Source organism: Streptoverticillium reticulum, assembly GCF_047456005.1.
Taxonomy (GTDB): domain Bacteria; phylum Actinomycetota; class Actinomycetes; order Streptomycetales; family Streptomycetaceae; genus Streptomyces; species Streptomyces reticulum.
Map to the genome: position 1 here is coordinate 88,404 of NZ_CP179755.1, position 18,229 is coordinate 106,632.

The 18,229-nt window shown below is 69.6% G+C and carries 17 protein-coding genes; 7 read left to right on the forward strand and 10 right to left on the reverse strand.

The window, feature by feature from the left end; genetic code table 11:
- The first annotated feature begins 9 nt into the window (after window positions 1-9).
- The 3 genes from ACMATS_RS00400 (at window position 10) to ACMATS_RS00410 (ending at window position 3,672) form a co-directional block, all read left to right on the forward strand.
- A complete protein-coding gene (locus tag ACMATS_RS00400; protein ID WP_390780995.1) occupies window positions 10-540 on the forward strand; it encodes a GNAT family N-acetyltransferase in 531 nt (176 codons plus the stop codon).
- 306 nt (window positions 541-846) lie between these two features.
- Window positions 847-2,442 (forward strand): ADP-ribosylating toxin, encoded by a 1,596-nt coding sequence (locus tag ACMATS_RS00405; protein WP_414166404.1) that lies wholly within the window; start codon window positions 847-849, stop codon window positions 2,440-2,442.
- A gap of 774 nt (window positions 2,443-3,216) precedes the next feature.
- A complete protein-coding gene (locus tag ACMATS_RS00410) occupies window positions 3,217-3,672 on the forward strand; it encodes a hypothetical protein (protein WP_390780993.1) in 456 nt (151 codons plus the stop codon).
- 184 nt (window positions 3,673-3,856) lie between these two features.
- Here the strand turns inward: ACMATS_RS00410 and ACMATS_RS00415 are convergent, their stop codons facing one another.
- The 8 genes from ACMATS_RS00415 to ACMATS_RS00450 form a co-directional block, all read right to left on the reverse strand.
- Window positions 3,857-5,041, reverse strand: coding sequence for a cytochrome P450 family protein (locus ACMATS_RS00415; protein WP_390780992.1), 1,185 nt, complete (start codon window positions 5,039-5,041; stop codon window positions 3,857-3,859).
- A 511-nt stretch (window positions 5,042-5,552) separates the two neighbouring features.
- The gene (locus ACMATS_RS00420) at window positions 5,553-5,771 is read right to left on the reverse strand and encodes a hypothetical protein (RefSeq protein WP_390780991.1); all 219 of its coding nucleotides are present in this window, start codon (window positions 5,769-5,771) and stop codon (window positions 5,553-5,555) included.
- 32 nt (window positions 5,772-5,803) lie between these two features.
- Window positions 5,804-6,013, reverse strand: coding sequence for a cold-shock protein (locus tag ACMATS_RS00425; RefSeq protein ID WP_018537546.1), 210 nt, complete (start codon window positions 6,011-6,013; stop codon window positions 5,804-5,806).
- Between the two features lie 769 nt (window positions 6,014-6,782).
- The gene (locus tag ACMATS_RS00430; protein ID WP_414166405.1) at window positions 6,783-7,946 is read right to left on the reverse strand and encodes a methyltransferase domain-containing protein; all 1,164 of its coding nucleotides are present in this window, start codon (window positions 7,944-7,946) and stop codon (window positions 6,783-6,785) included.
- On the reverse strand, window positions 7,943-8,065 hold the full coding sequence (locus ACMATS_RS00435) for a hypothetical protein (protein WP_414166406.1): 123 nt from the start codon (window positions 8,063-8,065) through the stop codon (window positions 7,943-7,945). Before ACMATS_RS00435 ends, ACMATS_RS00430 begins: the two co-directional genes overlap by 4 nt.
- A 122-nt stretch (window positions 8,066-8,187) precedes the next feature.
- The gene (locus ACMATS_RS00440; RefSeq protein WP_414166407.1) at window positions 8,188-8,730 is read right to left on the reverse strand and encodes a GNAT family N-acetyltransferase; all 543 of its coding nucleotides are present in this window, start codon (window positions 8,728-8,730) and stop codon (window positions 8,188-8,190) included.
- Between the two features lie 199 nt (window positions 8,731-8,929).
- Window positions 8,930-10,081, reverse strand: a complete 1,152-nt coding sequence (locus ACMATS_RS00445) for an acyltransferase family protein (RefSeq protein ID WP_391155095.1) — start codon at window positions 10,079-10,081, stop codon at window positions 8,930-8,932.
- Complete coding sequence (locus ACMATS_RS00450; RefSeq protein WP_414166408.1) at window positions 10,056-10,817, reverse strand: TetR/AcrR family transcriptional regulator; 762 nt, start codon at window positions 10,815-10,817, stop codon at window positions 10,056-10,058. Before ACMATS_RS00450 ends, ACMATS_RS00445 begins: the two co-directional genes overlap by 26 nt.
- A gap of 49 nt (window positions 10,818-10,866) precedes the next feature.
- On the opposite strand from ACMATS_RS00450, the gene ACMATS_RS00455 reads away from it, so the two are divergent.
- The 3 genes from ACMATS_RS00455 to ACMATS_RS00465 all read left to right on the forward strand — a co-directional run bounded on the left by ACMATS_RS00455 (window position 10,867) and on the right by ACMATS_RS00465 (window position 14,938).
- Entirely contained in the window at window positions 10,867-11,538 is a 672-nt protein-coding gene (locus tag ACMATS_RS00455; RefSeq protein ID WP_414166409.1) for a hypothetical protein, read from the forward strand.
- A 209-nt stretch (window positions 11,539-11,747) separates the two neighbouring features.
- Window positions 11,748-14,096: a helix-turn-helix domain-containing protein gene (locus tag ACMATS_RS00460; protein WP_414166410.1), complete on the forward strand. Its 2,349-nt coding sequence runs from the start codon at window positions 11,748-11,750 to the stop codon at window positions 14,094-14,096.
- A gap of 146 nt (window positions 14,097-14,242) precedes the next feature.
- A complete protein-coding gene (locus ACMATS_RS00465) occupies window positions 14,243-14,938 on the forward strand; it encodes a hypothetical protein (protein WP_414166411.1) in 696 nt (231 codons plus the stop codon).
- A 142-nt stretch (window positions 14,939-15,080) separates the two neighbouring features.
- Here the strand turns inward: ACMATS_RS00465 and ACMATS_RS00470 are convergent, their stop codons facing one another.
- Both ACMATS_RS00470 and ACMATS_RS00475 read right to left on the reverse strand, forming a co-directional pair.
- Window positions 15,081-15,602 carry a hypothetical protein gene (locus tag ACMATS_RS00470; RefSeq protein ID WP_414166412.1) on the reverse strand — a complete coding sequence of 174 codons (522 nt, stop codon included), beginning with the start codon at window positions 15,600-15,602 and terminating at the stop codon, window positions 15,081-15,083.
- 459 nt (window positions 15,603-16,061) lie between these two features.
- Complete coding sequence (locus ACMATS_RS00475) at window positions 16,062-17,009, reverse strand: amidohydrolase family protein (protein ID WP_414166413.1); 948 nt, start codon at window positions 17,007-17,009, stop codon at window positions 16,062-16,064.
- Between the two features lie 281 nt (window positions 17,010-17,290).
- On the opposite strand from ACMATS_RS00475, the gene ACMATS_RS00480 reads away from it, so the two are divergent.
- Complete coding sequence (locus ACMATS_RS00480) at window positions 17,291-18,121, forward strand: barstar family protein (protein WP_414166414.1); 831 nt, start codon at window positions 17,291-17,293, stop codon at window positions 18,119-18,121.
- Window positions 18,122-18,229: the final 108 nt, after the last annotated feature.

Here is an 18,229-nt window from a genome sequence, read left to right on the forward strand (position 1 = left end):
GATTTACGCATGAGTCAAGCCGACATCGTCCCCATGCAGCTCTCCCACCTGGAAGCCGTACTCAACCTCGGCCACCACGTGTACGACGTGAACGCCATGCCCTACACCTCATGGTCACTGTCCAGCGTCGCCGCACACTTCGACGCACAGCCCGAGGCATGCTGGGTCGCCACCGACGACCAGGGACTGCTCGGCTTCGTCCTCGGTTCCCTCTCCTACGACGAACGCGAGGACTGGGGCTACCTCGAATGGATCGCCCTCGACGAGCGGGCCCGAGGCAAAGGCATCGCCAGCGCACTCCTCGAACGGTGCTGCACCGCGCTCTTCACTGCCGGCGCCTCCCGCATCATCACCGACGTGGAAACCAGCAACCAGGCCTCTTCGGCCATGATGCGCCGCAACGGTTTCACCGAGGGCGTCACCGTAACCCTGTTCACACGTACCAACCCCGACCACCCCACTCCCCCGGCCTCCCGCCCCCTACACGACCCCGCCCGCGCCCGCCTCCGCCGCGCTGCCCGCACCACCAACACCCCCTGACCCACCGCCCGCCACCACCAGGCAGTACCCCGGCGAAGACCCGCGACGGCCGCCTCCTCGCCGGGGCGAGGCGACGTGCCCGAACCTCACACAAGGACCTCAGCGGCCGGACCGCCAGGCTCCGGCGGCATGCGCAGAGGCCCCCTCCGAACAGCGGGGTGTGCCCGTCCCCCGGGCGGGGGTCGGCGCGCCAATTGCCTTCCTTATGGAGCATATTCCCAGCCATACCCCATACAGCAGGATTATCGGCAACTTCCGCATCACCCCTCATGTCCCCCCATAAAGCAGAGGAACAGTATGCGTGCAATGCCGATCCAGCCGGAGCGGACGAAGCCCCCGCGGCTCCGGCCCTTGTTCCCCCGGGCGTTCGCCACCACGGCCTTCGCCGGGATGATGGCGACCGCCTCGGTGGAACTGGCCCATGCCGCCCCCACACCTGCGCCCGGCGGCGACCGGATAACCCAGGCGAGACAGACCGGGCTGGAGGCCTTCCACGGCTACAAGCCCGGCCACCTCGCCTCCATCCTCGAGGGCCTGCGTCCCGTGGGCACCGCCGGGAACCACGACCCCAACTGGAAAGGGCTCTACCTCGCCGAGACCACCGGGCATGCCGCCGGATACAGCATCGACGACGAGGCGGGCAACGCCGGCGGCGTCGTCAAGGTGACCCTTCCGGAGGAGGTGAACATCGCCACGGTCCATCTCGCTCCCCGGGAGCACGAGAACGGCGAGGCCTTCCAGCAGCGCCAGCTGGCGTTCGTCAAAAAGGAGTTCGGCATCCCCGACGGCAAACCGCTCATGGACGCCCTCGGGGAGAAGAGCACCGTTCTGAAGATAGCCGACGACGGCTCCGGGCAGAGCGAGTTCATCGTCCCCTGGAAGCTGGCCGAACGAGGCAAGGCCGAGTCCGTCGTCGAGTTCCGCGGGAAGAACTCCGTCATGGACGCCGCCATCTACGCGGCGGCCCCGGCCAACTGCCTCGCCCCCACCGGGCGCACCAAGCGCTCAGCCGACCGCTGCCTGCCCGTGGACTGGGACAAGGCCGAGGAAAAGGCCAAGGCCACGGCCAAGAAGGTCGCCCAGGACCCCGAGCATGCCGAGCGGTTGCCTCAGCGCAATCCGAAGGGCCCGACCTGGGGCGAGGCGCACTCCACCGCCGAGCTCACCCATGCCAAGGTCCGCTCGGTGAGCGGCGCCCATGTGGCCGCGAGCGCTGCCGGCGTCGGCACCTGGGTCTACGGCCTGGCGAAGACGTTCTCCGACAAGGACGCCACCACGCTCGACAAGGCCGCCGTCACCGCCGCCGTCGTCCCGGGCCTCGGCCAGGCCCTGGGCATCGCCGACGGCATCCAGCACGGCGACCCCGAGGCCATTGCCGTCAACGCCGTGGCCCTCGCCGCCCTCGCGGCCGCCCAGGTCGTGCCCGTCGTCGGCGAGGTCGTCGATGTCGCCCTCCTCACCGAGCAGCTCGTCGAGGTGCTCGTGGACGTCTTCCGCACCGCCACCGCCGACCCGCCTCCGGCGCCGCGCCTGGAGAAGGGCGTCCTGCCCATCCTCTCCGTGCCCCGGGCGTCGCTGCCGTGCAGCGTGTGGTGGACGTACATGGACGTCCTCTGGGAGACGGCCGACAAGGTCCCGGCCGGCGAGAAGGTCCCGGCGAAGACGCAGGTCGTCGTCCGGGAGCGCGGGGGCAAGGAGTACACGTACCCGGTAGCCGACGGGAAGTCCCCCGGCTGGCTCGTCCCCCACGGGCTCGGCTCCAGCCGGACGTTCGACGTCTTCTACCGGCTGCAGACCGACCAGGGCCGCGTGCTGGAGTCCAAGCAGCGGGCCGTGGTCCAGGCGAAGGCCGAGGTGGCCCAGTGCAACACCCTGATCTGGAACGAGGACTGGGAGCGCTGACACCTCACCGCTGATGCGGTCCCGTATCAGCCGGCCGGTGAGCCGGTGACCGACCGGCACGGCAGGGGCTTGGGGCCTGCTGTGCCGGTCGGCAAGGTCGTGCGGCGTGGAGCCCGGCCGCGCGACCGGCCAAGGCGTCGTGGCCGACGGCGACGACGGCGTCAACTCGCGGCCCGGCCACCGGTCCACCGCCCCTCAACCGCACACCGACACCGAGCCGCCCACCCGCCGCCACTCGCATCGAAGGCAAGATCATCTTCCTTCCTTCGTATCGAAGACGCCAGGGCGCGGCAACGCCTTCCAAACCCACAGTCAGAAGACCAGCAGAACCCATCCAGTACCCCTTCGGACCCAGACGACAGCCCGACAGCCCGAACACCGGATGATGCGCCCCTCAGCCCGGGAAGTGCAGCTGAGGGCGGTAACTGGCCCTATGGAGCACCACAGTTGGCCGGTCGCCGGATCCGGCACGGGCTCCGCCCCGAGGGCTGTGGGTGGCGCACCCGGCGAGGTTGTCGAGGGTGTGCCGTCCGGTACGGGGCGGCCGTCCATGTCGAGCGCGGTGTCGGGTCCTTGAACGACTGCTGCCTCGCGCGGTCAACGAGACCATCGCGCTGCCGGCTTCCACCCCGATGACCTGATACCAGGCATCCCGCCCTACCACTCCCCTGGTGCAGGTGATTTGGCCTGGAATCGGGCAACTGGCCGGGCGCGTGGACGGTCTAGTTGACAGAGCCGCATCTGCCCTGCTCGAAGCTCGAAGGGACACCGCTCATGTCCTCCAGCCGTCATCTGCTCAGCGTCTCCGTATCCGCTGCCGCTCTCCTCGTCACCGCGGCAACACCCGCCTCCGCTTCCGATGCCGCCCTCTCACGCGCCGCCGACGATCCCGGATCGCACAAGACTCCGGTCCTGGTCGACTGCCTGGGCCACGACCAGGTCGCGCCGCGCGAGTACATGCTGGCGTGCGGGGACGGCAACAACGACCTGCGCGGGCTGCGTTGGGCGGACTGGACCGCCCGTGCCGCGCATGGCGTGGGCAAGCAGGTCGCCAACGACTGCGTACCGGACTGCGCCCGGGGCCGCTTCCATACGTTCCGGGTGAGCGTGAAGGTGTACCGGCCGGTGCACCGATCCGGCAAGGCGCCGCACTTCTCGCGGCTGACGGTCGTCTACCTCGACGAACGCCCGGCGGGCTCCGGGCCGTCGCAGACCTACTCGCTGAGCTAGCGCGAGGCGTACCCCTCGGGGCCGGTCGTCGTAGAGGCCCTTCGGAGCTGCGCTCCGCGCTCGAACGCGACCATGTCGGCCTTCGGCCTGCCCACAGGTTGGCCGTACGATCAGCCTTTGTTACGCGCACGACTGTCCAGACACGTCCCCCTGTTCCTGCCGCCCCCGTGAGCGCCCTGTCCGTTCACCAGGTGACGGGCAATGCCTGCAGGCCACGTTTTTGGAACGACGGGACCCATGTCAACTGGTCTGCGGCTGCTGCCAGGGCGAGCTTCGGGTAGCGGTGCAGCACGGCGGAAAGGGCTGTTTCGGCTTCAAGGCGTGCGAGGGGTGCGCCGAGGCAGTAGTGGATGCCGTGGCCGTAGCCGAGGTGTGCGGGTGTGCGGGTGCTGTCGAAGGTGTCCGGGTTCGTGAACTGTTCGCTGTCGCGGTTTGCCGAGAGGAGGGAGAGCCATACGCGTGCGCCGGCGGGGATGCGGACTCCGGCGATGGTGAGTTCTTCCAGGGCGAAGCGGCGTACGGCCAGCGGGAAGGGCGAGTTCCAGCGCATGGCCTCTTCGAGCACTGCGCGGATGGGGATCCGGCCGTCGCGGACTGCGGCCATCTGCTCGGGGTGGGTGAGCAGGGCGAGGGTGGCGGTACCGATGAGGTTCACCGCGTTGTCGTAGCCCGCGTAGAGGGTGAGGAAGGCCATGGCGATCAGTTCCGGCTCGGTGAGCCGGTCGTGCGCGTCGCGGGCTTCGATCATTGCGGAGAGGAAGTCGTCGCTCGGCTCGGCCCGTTTGGCCGCGATGATGTCGGCGAGGAATTGGTGCATCTGCTTCAGGGCCGCTCTCGAGGCCACCGCGGCGTCCGCTTCCGGTGCCACCAGGGTGTTGGTCCAGGCCCGGAAGTCGTGCCGGGCATCGGCAGGGATGCCGAGCAATTCGCAGATGACGGCCATGGGCAGTGGATAGGCCAGCGTTTTCATGAGATCGATCGGTGGGCCGGCGGCGGCGTCCAGGAGTTCGTCGGTGCGGGCCTGGATGAGCTCGCGCAGGCCCTCGATACGGCGTGGCGTGAACGCCTTCGACACCAGCCGGCGCAGGCGGGTGTGGTCGGGCGGGTCCATGTTCAGCAGATGGGCGTCCAGCTCGGACGGCATCGAGGACTGATAGGTGCTGTCGGTCGTGGCGTTGGCCTTGTCGAGGGACAGCCGTGGGTCCGCCAGTGCCGCGCGCACATCCTGGTAGCGGGTGACGAACCAGACCGGGGCGCCGCCCGGTGTGGTCGTGCGGTGGACCGGGCCCGTCTCACGGAGTTGAGCGTAAATGCGGTGGGGATGGGCCAAGGTCTCGTCCCCGAACAGACGGCCCGTGGTGGTGCTCATGCGCGTGTGTCTCCGTTGGCGGTGTTGAATGCGTCGGCCATGCGAGCCCTCCTGGAAATCCAGTGAGGATCTTGAACAGGAAGGTCAGAAGCTGCAGCGGATTGTGCGGCAGGGCGCTATCAGCATGGTGCGGTTCCGCGCGCGATGATGGTCTTACCTCGGCCTGTGGGAATACCGTCCCGGTTATCGCGCGTCTGGTCCAGGTGAGCGACGTGACCCATCGGTTCAACGGGATCGGTCTCGCATGTCTGGACCTCGGTGGGCGGGGAGGAACGAGGTCGAGCCGTGCTTCACCCCGGCCTGCTCGTCCTGGGACAATCCGATGTCCTGGCCGCCCAACGACGCGAACGCGCCCGCATCCGCAGCGATAAAGGCGCTGGGGCGGCAGGCCTGTGCTCATTGCGTGGCAGATGCTACGCGAATCACCGACGAGCCGGTGAACTTCATGGTCACAGCATGAGACAGTCGCCCACCGCTACGAGGCGAAAGGCGCGTGAGGACTCCCTGGCGGTCAGGCCGGGGAGTCCTCGTTGGCGCAGGTCAGCCAGGACTGTGTGATCGTCCTTGCCTCATCCGCCTGTTCCGGGGTGACGACGCCCTCCATGTCCGGTCCGCGCCCCAGGAAATCCCTGACGCGTTCGCGCTCATCGGCGCTGACGACCCAGACGGACGAGGTGGAGGACCCGTCGTCGTGCCAGTCGAGCACGCTCAAGGTATGCCGATGGGTCATCGCGTCCTCCCAGCCCCTCGGTAACGGGATGCTCAGAGCGGCCTGACGTTCTCGGCCTGCAGCCCCTTCTGGCCCTGGGTGACGTCGTACTCCACCTGCTGGTTCTCCTCCAGGGAGCGGTACGAGCCCGGGCCTGCCTCGATCGCCGAGAAGTGGACGAAGACGTCGGCGCCGCCGTCGTCCTGCTCGATGAAGCCGAATCCCTTCTCGGCGTTGAACCACTTGACCTTGCCTGTAGCCACGGCCCCTCCTGAGGGTGAGGGCGGCGTCCTGCTGGTTCACCAGCGGATATACCGGCAGAAAACAACTGCCGGTTCCACCATATCGCCGACGCCCCCGGCCTGCGCGTCAGCGGAACTCGCAGCGCAGGACTCTCCCTGTGCCAGGGCCTCGAAGACGCCGGCGTCACGCCACTGCCAGAGGCGGTTGTGGACGGTTGACCAGGCGCCGAACTCCCGCGGCACCTCCTGTTCCACTGCCTGCCGGTCTTGAACCGCCGGATCCCGCTCTCGTGACGTGTGCGCCGTTGGCGATGGCCAGGCGTGCGGCTTCCAGACCGGTGCCCGAGCCGCCGCCGACGATGACGACGCGGCGGCCGGTGAGCGGGGTGGTGGGGGCGGTGGTCATGTGGTGCGCCTTTCGGCCGGTGTGCTGCTGTCCTGCAGCCGTGCCATCAGATGCGATGCACGGGCCGCTTCCCCGCCATTCTGCTGTCCTGTGCGGGCCGGGCGGATTTGCACCCTGCGAGCTGAGAGGCGATCGGCATGACCGAATCATCGAAGGCCATCTACGGCTGAGTAGCCCCTACTGCCTGTCCGGTGACCTTGCCGCCGGGTGTCAGGGCGAGCCGGGTGGGGTGCATCGTCGTCGCGCTGGCAGGCGTGCCGTAGGCAGCGCGACGACTGCCGGCAACTTGGAACTTGGAAGTCGCGGTGGTGGGGCAGTTCGTCGACTTGTGAACGCGAGCAGCCAGGAGGCCGGGGGCCAATCAGGGAATCCGGTAGACGGCTCTCACTGCGGTTCGGGGCGCGCCCAAGTCGCGGGAACAGTGCCGATGATGTTGTCCTCGCTGTCCAGCCATACGTGTTGTCCGTCGCGGGTCACCGTCAGGCCGGCGCGGTCGCGTTCCGGGCGGCCGTGGGCCACCCACTTCCGGTAGGCGGCTTCGGCCTCGTCCCACAGCCGGCGGGGCCCGTACTGCTCGACCTCGTAGGAGGTCTGCCCCGGGACGTACTCGGCGGTGGCCCAGGAGGCGTGGTCGGCGGAGAACAGCCAGAGGGTGGCTTCCTCGGAGCCGTCGTCGGCCTCGCCGACGTGGTGCCAGGCGTCGCGGACGGCGGTGTCGATCCAGAAGAGGGCGTCGGCGTCGCCGCTGATGTCGCGGGGGGACACATCGGTGCGGCTGGGGGTGGCTTCGTCCTGATGGTGGTAGAAGTCGCGCAGCCGTCCTCCCTGGGCGGGCTGGGTGCGGGTGCGCATGAAGGCGGGGTAGCCGGCGAAGCGCCCGGAGGCCCGGCCGTTGTGCACGTCGAGGACGGCGTGGCTGTAGTGGTGGATCCCTCCGCCCCATGGGGCGACGATGCGGCCGCTCTCGGTGGTCTGCTCGACCCAGGCGTAGGGGATGTCCGCGACGGTGAACGTCGCGATCATCCGGTTGTACGGACCGCCGTCCGGTGAGCCGTCTTCGGCGTTCCCGCACAGGACCCGTGGGGTGAACCCGGCCCGGTTCAGGTTGGCTTCGGCCTGTTTGGTGATGCCCGGGTCGACGTCCATGGTCGTCACGTGCCCGGATCCGAGACGGTGGCAGAGCCAGGCCGCGTTGTAGCCGGTGCCGGCGCCCGCTTCGAAGACGGTGTTGCCGTCGTGGACATCGAGGAGGTCGAGCATCTGGAGCATGACCGTCGGCATGGAGCTGGACGAGGTCGGAAGTTCGTAGGCGTCCTCCCCGAGGTCCTGGCCCTGATTGATCTGGGTGACCAGAGGGAGGTCGGCGTAGACGGCCCAGGCCCACCGCTTCGGGTCGCGACTGCGGTCGAAGGTGCGGTTGTCGGCTTCGAAGATGTCGGGAAGGAAATGCTCCCGCCGCACCTGGGCGACGGCGCCGGCCCAGGGCGATGCAGGCGGGAGCGATCCCTTGTTCGCGAGGATCTGAACAAGTCGCTCGGGAGTGCTCATCTGCCAGGTTTCTTCTTCGGCGGGTCGGTCACGGGCCTTCCCCACTGCCCGTCGCTCTCACGGGGCGACTGCTGCTTGTCGCCTTCCTCGCCGCCCTTGCCGTCACCGTGCTTGCCCACGTGGCTACGTCTCCTTGTGCGGGTCGGAGCAATGATGGAAGCACGGTAGTGCGGAACCGGACGTTTGCAGGCGGTGTTTGCCCACAACGAACGGGAAACCGCCCGGAGTTCATCGTTCAAAGTTATTGCTTGTTCCTCCGGTGCCATCGGATCTCGTCTTCGTGCCGTTCGCGTGTGGGTGTGAGCCCGGCGGCAGTGGCGACGGCGGCGGATGCCCGGTGTTCGGGGTGGATGTGGGCGATGACGGTGTGCACCGGCCGCCGGCCGAGCCAGTCGACGAGCCCTCGGGCTGCTTCCGTGGCGATGCCTCTTCCCTGCCACGGGGTGCCCACCATCCAGGCGATCTCCGCGACGAGGCCGTGGTCCTGATCGTGGTCGTGGTCGTGGCCCGAGGGGCTGACCGTCGCCTGGACGGTGCCCGTCAGGCAGGACTCGTCACGGAGCCGGATCACCCAGTTCAGCCAGGAGACGGCCGGGTCGGGAGAGCCTGCGGTCATGCGCTGGTAGCGCGAGCGCAGGGCTTGTGGGGTGTCCGGAGTGCCGCCGATGAAGGTGTGCAGGGCCGGGTCGGACAGGACGGCGGCCATTTCCTCGGCGTGCTCGACGTGCAGCGGCAGCAGGTCCAGCCGCCTGGTGCTGATGGCCTGGGATGCGAAGCTGCTCACGCCGCGACCGCCTCGGGGCGTTCGACAAGCTCGAAGACCAGGGCCAGGGCAGCGGTGCAGGAGCCGGCGCCGCAGGTGACCTTGGTCTGCAGCCGAACTCGGCGCCGGACAAGTGAGGATCGTTGAGCGCCTGGTGCCGGACGAGGTGTGGCAGTTGTTCCGCGATCGTGTTCGTGGCCGCGTCGGGCTGTACAAGGGCTCACAGCACCCGGTCCGCCCGCGGCAGCCGGCGGACCGCCCACGCCAACCCCCAGCACAGCGGCAACGCCAGCGCCCCCGTGATCGCGAACTTCACCACCGCCGGCGCGTCCAGCCACCGGAAGCCATGGCCCAGCCCCACCAGCACCACCGGATGCGTCAGATACACCGCGAACGCGTGCCGCGAGAGGAACGCACCCCGCGGTCCCTGCCGCCCGAGCCGCTCCCGGAAGAGCACGGCCAGCCCGATCACCATCCCGATCGCGAACACCGACTCCCACCCCGCGGCGGCGAGCGACTGCCACGTCCCCCGGCCGTCCAGCGCCCGCTGCGGGGACAGGATCGCCACCGGGGCGTACCCGGCCGTCGCCGCGGCGGCGACGGCGAAGCCGAGGCGCCCCGCGCGGCGGGAGAGCGACGCCGCCCACCCCCGCTGCCACGCCAGCACTCCCACCGCGAAGAAACTCGCGTACTGCGGCAGGTAGTTGGGCGTCGGCAGGCCGAGCACGGGGACGTACGTCCCGGCGGGGACGACGATCCGCCACGCATAGGTGGCGACCGTCAGCCCGGCCCCGAACGCCACCACCGACCGCCCCCGCAGCACCCCCGTGACCGCGGGGACGGACGGCCGGCGCCGCCGTACCCGGACGTACACCATCGCGAACAGCAGCAGCACCTCCACGAACCACATCGGCCCCGCGTCCCACGTCACCAGGTAGAACACCCAGTAGGGCAGCCCGTGCCCCGACTCCGCGAACGCCTCCCGCACGGCGCCGAACGAGTCGAAGTTCACCATCGGCCGGATCAGCAGCAGAAAGGCCAGCAGCGGGATCCCCAGCCGCTTCCAGCGGTCCCGCAGGAAGGGCCGCGGGCCCTTCCGCCCGTACGAGCCCGGTGTGAAGTAACCGGCGATCATGAAGAAGAACCCCATGAAGAACGCCTGGTTGAGGATGACGAAGACGTCCAGGACCTTCCCGGACGGATCCTCGGCCTCCTCCGTGTAATACCAGACCGGGAAGTCACCATAGGTCACGGCCACATGGTGCAGCACCACCAGCACCGTCAGCGCGACCCGCAGGTTGTCCACATACGGCAACCGCTCGTCCCGCCCCGCCCCCGCCGACACCTCAGGTGCCGCCGACAACTCCGTCATCACGCATTCCCTCCCCCGGCCCCCGCATCGCATGCAGGAACAGATCTGCCAACTCCCCGGCGTGCGCCTCCAGATCGTGATCGGGATGCGCACCCCAGTAGGCGAACATCGCGTCGATCCCGGACTGGAGGGTCACCGCCATCACCCGCGCATCGAACGGACGGAACGCCCCGCTCTCCTGCCCCTCCCGGAACGTCTCCTCCAGGAACCGGTACAGCGGCTCGCTCGATGCCACCCCGTAGCGCAACGCCCCTTCCGCGTCACGCACGTTGTTGAACACCTCCCCCAGCGCCTCCAGCTGGACCCGGTGATCCCGCATGTACTCGGCCAGCGACTCCACATAGGTGCGCAGCCGCTCCGCCACGTCCGGCTGGGCCGTCAGCCGCGGCGCCAGGAACGCCCCCAGCCGTTCGTAGACCTGTTCCACCAGGCGCTCGAGCAGCTCTTCCTTCCCCGCGAAGTGGTACGAGATCACGCCTTTGCTGATTCCCGCCCGCTGCGCGATCCGCGCCAATGACGCCTTGGCGAAGCCGTGTTCGGCGAGCGTCTCCACCGCGGCGTCGATGATCTGCGCCCGCCGTGCCTGCTCGATGAACGAACGCTCCGCGTCCGACTTCGTTTGACCACCAGGTTGATTTTCTGACCGCACGGCCAAAATTTTAGGCATACGGCCAGCCGGATGTCCACAGGCGGCGGAACCCAACAGGGGCTCAGCACCCCGGACGTTGACGGACAAGCCGTATTCAGTGTGCTTTACGACGGATCGTGACGTACGGTCCTTTCCCGTGAAGCACAGTATGAGGATCCACCGTGTACGGCTCGGCGCGGACGAGTACCGCGTCCTCCGCCCGGACCGGCCCGCGCACGGCGGCTACCTCCACGATCGCTGGTCGGCCGACATGTATGTCGATCGCGAGGCGGCGCAGCAGCTCGTCGCGGCGTGGGGCCTCGCGGCCCGCTCGCCGCGGTCGCTGGTGTACGTGCCGATGCGGCAGAACCCGGTCCCCCAGGGCCTGTCGGAGGCTCCGGTCCACCCGGCAGCAGCGTTGGACCTCGTCCTGGTGCACCACCGTCTGCAGTTCCCGACGTCCCGCTGGAAAGCCGTGCGAGCCCGACTGGGTGCCGGGCAGCTGCACACGGCGAAACTCCCCGAACCCGATTTCGGCGACGAGGCAGCACGGCTCCACCCCCTTCACGGGACGGACGCCTCCCGCGACCACCTCCTCTTCGACCGGGCCGCCGACACGCTCTTCGTCATCGGCAGCACCACGGCCTTCCGCACGACGGCGGCCACGGTCCACGACCTCGTCGCCGGCGGGACCGCCTCCTTGCGCGACGCCGAAGACCACCACTTCTGCATCGAACTGAGCTCGGGACCCTGGCACCGGCCCCGTGCACGCGGGCCCGTGTCCGCGAACCTGCACATCCAGTACCGCGCCGGGCAAGCGGCGGCGTAGCCCGACGGGCTCTCGATTACTGCGGTTGCCTGGTCCCACCGCATTCCGGCCGACCCCCTGTCCAGCTGTCCGGCTTGGCGGCTGTCCGGCTGTCCGGCTTGGCGGCTTGGCGGCTTGGCGGCTTGGCGGCTTGGCGGCTTGGCGGCTTGGCGGCCGCGCTAGAGTCCCTCGCCTCGTCACACGCATGTCCGAGGGGGAGGTCATGGCCCGTGGCCATCGAGTTCAGCACGCTGTTACGGCAACTGCGGCACAACGCGGGAATGACGCAGGAGGCCCTGGCAGAGCGCGCGGGAGTGGGCGTGCGTACCGTCCGGGGGCTGGAGACGGGAGAGCGTGCCGACCCCAGGGTGACCACGGTGCGGCTGCTTGCCGATGCACTCGGACTGCGGCCGGCGGAACGCGAGGAGTTGCTGGCGGCTGCCGTCCGCCGGACCGGGCACGGGAACCAGCCCGATGGCTCGACCGACCGCGTCGAAGTCGAACCCGCTACTGGGCAGCCGGGTTCGGCGTTGTACGAGACCCTGGCCGAGGTCGCCGGGCTGCTTGCGCAGGCGGTTGCTGCCCGTTGGCAGCGTGAGGAGGAGCAGCGGCAGGTCCACGACCCGTATCCGTTGCCGGTGCGCTGGCGGCCGGTGCCTGAGGAGTTGATCGACCACTGGGCCAACATCCGCCGTCTGCCCGCCGGGGGCACGCACGGCCCGCTCGACTTGAGCGGCCGGCTGGACGAGATCGTGGGTGTGTACCGGCGGATACCGTCCGGGCGGCTGGTGGTGCTGGGCCGGTCCGGCTCGGGGAAGACCATCCTCACGGTGCGGTTCGTCCTCGACCGCCTGAAGTCGAGGGCCCGTACCGAGACCGTCCCGGTGATCTTCAGCATCGGCTCGTGGGACCCTTCTGCCATCACCTTCCGGGACTGGCTCGCCGCGCAGCTGACCCGCGATCACCCGGGTCTCACCGCCCCGGGCCCCGGCGGGTCCACTCTGGCCGCCGCGCTGGTGGAGTCCGGGTGGGTGCTCCCCGTGCTGGACGGTTTCGACGAGATCGCCGGCGGGCTGCGCCGCCCCGCGCTGGAGGCGCTCAACGCCACCATCCTGCCCCTGCTGCTCACGAGCCGGCCCGCGGAGTACGCGGCCGCCGTGGCGGAGACCGATGTGCTCACCTCCGCCGCCGCGGTGGAGCTCACCGACCTCACCCTGGACGACCTGGCCGACTACCTGCCGCGCAGCACGCGCAAGGCCCGAGGCGCGGACCGCGCGGGAACCGCCTGGGATCCCGTTCTGACCGCACTGCGCGAACGGCCGGAGAGCCGGGCCTGTGCCGGCCTCGCCACCGTGCTGACCACCCCGCTGATGGTCACGCTCGCCCGCGCCGTCTACAGCGACACTCCCGGTCACGACCCGGCCTCGCTCCTGGACACCCGGCGGTTCGACGGCCCCGAGCAGTTGGAGGAGCACTTCCTCGACAACTTCGTCACCGCTGCCTACCGTCCACGGCCGGAGCACCTGCCGGGCAGCGGGCCGCGTGCGGACGTCGACCCGGAACGCGCCCGGTACTGGCTCGGCTGCCTCGCCGTTCACCTGGCCCGGCTCGGCACCCCCGACCTGGAGTGGTGGCGCCTTGGTTCGGGGCTGCAGCGCCGCATACGTGCACTGGTGACCGCGCTGGTGGCCGCGACGGCGGTCGGTCTGACCATGGGGCTCCTCCTCTGTGCGACCGGCGTCGTTGCCGACTCCTGGCACACCGTCGTGATCCAGTCCGTGAACGCAGCGGCCGCGGGGCTCTTCACCGGGCTCGCCCTGGGGACCACGTACTGGTTCATGTTCGCGGCCAAGGACATCGCCGTGCCGCCCTCCGGCTCGCGCGTGAGGGTGTTCGGCGGGGCCCGGAGTGCCGGGCGAAGCGTCTCCTCCCGGCTCGTGATCGGGCTGGTTTCCGGGGTCTTCTACGGCTTCGGCTACGGCTTCGTCTGGGGAATGCTCCACTGCGTCCTCTTGCGTACCGGCTTCCCGGAATCCCTGAACATCAGCCTGAAGGACGGCATCCTCTTCGGAGCCGTCTTCGCCCTGGGAACCGGCCCCGCCTTCGCCCTCCAGGCCCTCCTCGAATCCCCGCTCGACATCCGGTCGGCCGTCAATCCGATGGGCCTGCTGCGCGCGAACCGCCGGACGATCGCCGCCCAGTTCCTCCTCTGGGTGCCCGCCTTCGGGCTCCTGGTCGGCACCGGGGCCTCGGTGATGATGCGTCCCATGTCGGCGCTCCTGGGGCCGATCAACTGGAACCTCTCGTCCTCGGTCCAGGTCGGTGTCACCAGCGGTCTCGGCGGCGTCCTCAGCTATGGGTTCGCCTTCACCGCCTACGGCCAGTGGGTGGTCTTCTCCCGGATCTGGCTGCCGCTGACCGGCCGGCTGCCCTGGCCCGTCGTCGCCTTCCTCGAAGACGCCTACCAGCGGGGCGTGCTCCGCCAGGCCGGCGCGGTCTACCAGTTCCGCCACGCCCGCCTCCAGGACCACCTCGCCCGCACCCATCGGGCACTCCGGGAACGGAGTCCCCGCGGCTGAGGAGAGCAGAGGAGAGCCGCCGCGCCCCCGCATCCCTGCTCGGTGGCCGGCTTCCAGGGGCCGGCCGGAATATTGCCCGTCGCCGCCCTCGCTGCCACGCTGGGCCGTGGACACGTCGAGGAGGACTCGCGGGACAGCGAGGCCTGGTGACGGCTGGCGCAGCCCAATTCCCGTACGACGGCATGTGGTTCGCAGTCCTGCCCGACACGGATGCCGGCGGGACCGCGGCGCGTCTGCTGCGTGGCTGCGGGGCCCTGGAGGAGATCCCTCATGCCTCCGGGCGCCCCTGGCTCCCGGGCCGGTGGGCGCCCGGCGAGATGACCTTCGTGCATGCGGGTGCCGTACGGGTCGCGGCTGCCGGACCGACCGGGACCGCCCTCGACAGCCTCGTCGCCCCGCTCACCGGGCTGCGCACCATCGACGATCTGGACCGGCTCGCGGCCCGCCTGCCCGGCACGCACCACCTGCTCTGCTCAGCGGCGGGCCGGGTCCGGGCGCAGGGCACCCTGGCGCACACCCGCCGGGTCTTCCACTGCCGCGTTGCCGGGTGGGCGGTTGCGGCCGACCGCGCCGACGTGCCGGCCGCGGTCTGCGGCGCTCCGGTCGACGAAGGCTCCCTGGCGTTGCGGCTGTTGCCCCCGTCCGTGCCCCACCCGCTCGGCGACCTTCCGCTGTGGCAGGGGGTGCATGCGGTCCCCGGCGACCATTGCCTGCTGCTCGACGCGCACGGCGGCGCGACGACCGCACGCCGCCGGCAACCACCGCCTGCGAAATTGCCGTTGGACGAGGCCGCCGACGCCGTCTGTGCTTCCTCGCCGCCAGTGGCCCGGCCCGCCTGCTGACCTACTGCCCGAACCGCTCGGGCCGTTGCGCGTGCAGCACGAGCGCCTGCACTACGCGCAGGTCTGCGGGCGGTCCGGCTGGCCGACCGCCTCATGGCACCGTACGGGGTACGACTCACCGCCCCGTTCCTGGACGACCATGTCATCGAGGCAGCCTTGACCGCGCGTCTCGAACTCCACGCCCCGCCGGACCGCTACAAGCCCGGTCGGCCGTGGTCATGGGGGTCGGGCGGCGGGTGATGCGCCACAGGTCGAGCTGGTGGGGCGTACCGGTGTGCAGGCGGTCGATGCTGTCGCGGCGGTAGGCCAGTCCTGGGCAGACCAGGAGGACATCGTCGGCCGGTTCCGCGGCCAGTGCGCGCAGCGCGGCCGGGATGAGCGCGCTGGAGTGGCTGCGCAGCATGCTCCGGTCGTCGACGTAGCGGGTGTATCGGGTGTCGCGGGTGATGTCGTCGGTGCGGTAGCCGAGGTTGTCGTAGTTGTCCTCGACGGTGACTGCGCGCTCGCCGCGGCACCAGCGGACCTCACAGCCCCAGTGGCTCGCCAGAGCGTCGACGGCGTGGTTGATGACGAGTTGGAGAGTGTGCGGGCCGGCGGCAGGGTCGGTGAGGTCCCGGATGGACAGGTCGTGGGCGAGCTGGTCGGCGGAGAGGTGAGCGGGCATGTCGGCCTCCTGGCCAAGAGCAGTGACGGGGTTTCACCAACCCCCCAGCCCCTGGGTCCGACCGCTCGACGGGGTCAGTCGGCTCAGCTCTGCAGGCGTGGCGAGGTCCGGCCCCTGCGGCGCCCTTCGGGGGCCAGGGGGCCGGTAAATCGGCGAGCGATCACTGCGACGGCCACACCAGGACCATAGCCGGCCCCCGACGCCGGGGCTCGCTGTTTTCGTCGGACAAGCGCCCGGTCCAGACCTGCCGCGGCCTGCTTGTGGTCCCGCCGAGCCTGACCCGGCAAGGCGATCCCGGCAAGGCGATCCCGGCCAGACCGGTGCCGGCCCAGGACCGGCTGGCGGTTGCGCTCGGTACGAGCCCACCAGCCGATGACCTGCTCCCGCCCGTACGCCCTCGTCCACACCACACCCTGCCCATCACATCGTGGCACGCCAGTCCCGGAACGAGCCCTCGGATCAGATGCCGAACAACCGTTCAGCATTGGTGTGCGCGACTTTGCGACGGTCCTCCGGGCTGAGCGGAGCGGTTTCCAGGAATGTGGCGTGCTGGGCGGGGTCTCCGAAGGGGTAGTCCGTGGCGAACATCAGCCGGTCGGCTCCGAACACCGTCAGCGCGCACTGCAGAGGGGCCACGGTGGTGTATCCGCTGATCGTGAGGTGGACGTGGGAGCGCACCGCGTCGGCGACGGACTCGTGCTCCGGCCGCAGACGGCTGAGGACCGAGTCGGCGCGCAGCAGGGAGAACGGCAGGTTCTCCCCCATGTGTCCGACGACGACCTGCAGAAGCGGGTGTCGGTCGAACACCCCGCCCAGCACCATGCGCAGCACATGCATGCCGGTCTCGACGTGCCAGCCCCACCCCGCGGTCATCAGCAATGCTGCGGCCGCCGGGTCGAGGCCTGCTCCGTAGGCCTCGGTGACGGCAGCCGGCGGATAGGTCGGGTGCAGGTACACGGGGACCCCGAGTTCCTCCGCTGCTGCGAGGACCGGGGTGAACTCGGCGCCGTCGAGGAACCGGCCAACGGTGTGGCCGTTGATGATGAGTCCGCAGAACCCCAGGTCGCGCACCGCGCGGAAGGCTTCGGCCGCAGCGGCCTCGGGGTCGGGCATGGGCAGACTTGCCAGTGCGCGGAATCGTCCCGGGTACTGGCGGACCGCCTCGGCCGCACGGTCGTTGAGCGCTCGCGCCAGGTCTGCCGAACGCGCGGGAGGCGCCTCCTGGGCGGCCGGGGCTACCACCGACAGCACCTGGACGTCGACGCCGGCCGCATCCATCACCGCTATCCGCCCGGCGCCGAGATCGGCCAGCGGGTCCACCGCTGCTGGCGGCAGCCCCTGGGCGGCCATCACCTCTTTCACATGCTCAGACGGCAGGAAGTGCTCTTCAACAGCGATCAGTCGCATACTTCTCTCGTTTCACACGTTCCGGAACAGGCCGGTGGAGCCCAACTGAGGCCCTACCGCTGGGTTGCAGTGTCGCCCAACTGCGGTCTCAAGGACCTGGCATTTCCTCTGGTCGGAACTGGGCCCGAAGCTCCGACCGACAGGAACAGCGAACCGCAGCTGGAGTACCAGGCCCGATGCCCGCCACGGACAGATCGTTCCCACGTGCACCGTAGGCTGGCTTCATGCCGCACAACGACGGACCTCAGAGTGAATCCAAGCACTGGGAGGAGTGCACTGACGTGCACGACTTCCTGGAGCAAGTACGTCTGAGGCCGGGCATGTGGCTTCCTGGCGGTTCCCTCCGTCACCTGCAAGCGATGCTGGTCGGCTACCGGGTCGCCCTGGGCGTGCACTCGGTCGACGAGCCCTTCGATTTCTGGAGCGATGGGCCGTTCAGCCAGTGGCTCGGGCAGCAGCTCGGGTATTCCAGCTCTCTCGGCTGGGCCGCCGGGATCGAACGAGCGACGCCCGAAGGGTCCACGCCCGTCGACGAGTTCTTCCGGCTGCTGGACCGATATCGGCGTGAGACCGTGCAACAGTCGGCTCACAGTACCGGCATGAACGAAGACCTCTCCCTCCGCCTCATGTCGGACACCTTCGTCACGCTCTTCTGGCGTCGCAGCCTGCTGGAGGAAACCACCGAGTGGCTGCGCGAGCACGGCTACCGGATCGTGCCCCTGGCAGCCGGTAACTGGTCAGCGGAAGACAGCCTGCACCATGACATCGCCGCGGCCCTGGGCTTCCCCGACTACTACGGCCACAACCTCGACGCGCTCAACGACTGCCTCCGCGACGTGGCCTGTCATGGCGGGTACACGGACACTCCGGAAGGTGCCGGACTGGTGCTGGTCTTCAACGACTACGACCAGTTCGCCGCCAAGCACTCCGAAACCGCCCAGACCGTCCTGGACATCATCGCCGGCCAGGCCCGCCAGGCCGCCGTACTCGGACGCCGCGTGATCTGCCTGGTCCACAGCAACGACCCCGGCATCCGCTTCGAACCCGTCGGCGCCATGCCCGTCATGTGGAACAACGCGGAATGGCTGGACTCCAGCCGCCGGCCGGCCTGAAGCGGGGACCGCGGGAAACGATCCTCGTCACGCCATATCGCTGCACATCACGGCCACTTGTGAACGCTTCATCCCAACTGCCCTCTGCGACGCGTACGACGACCTCGT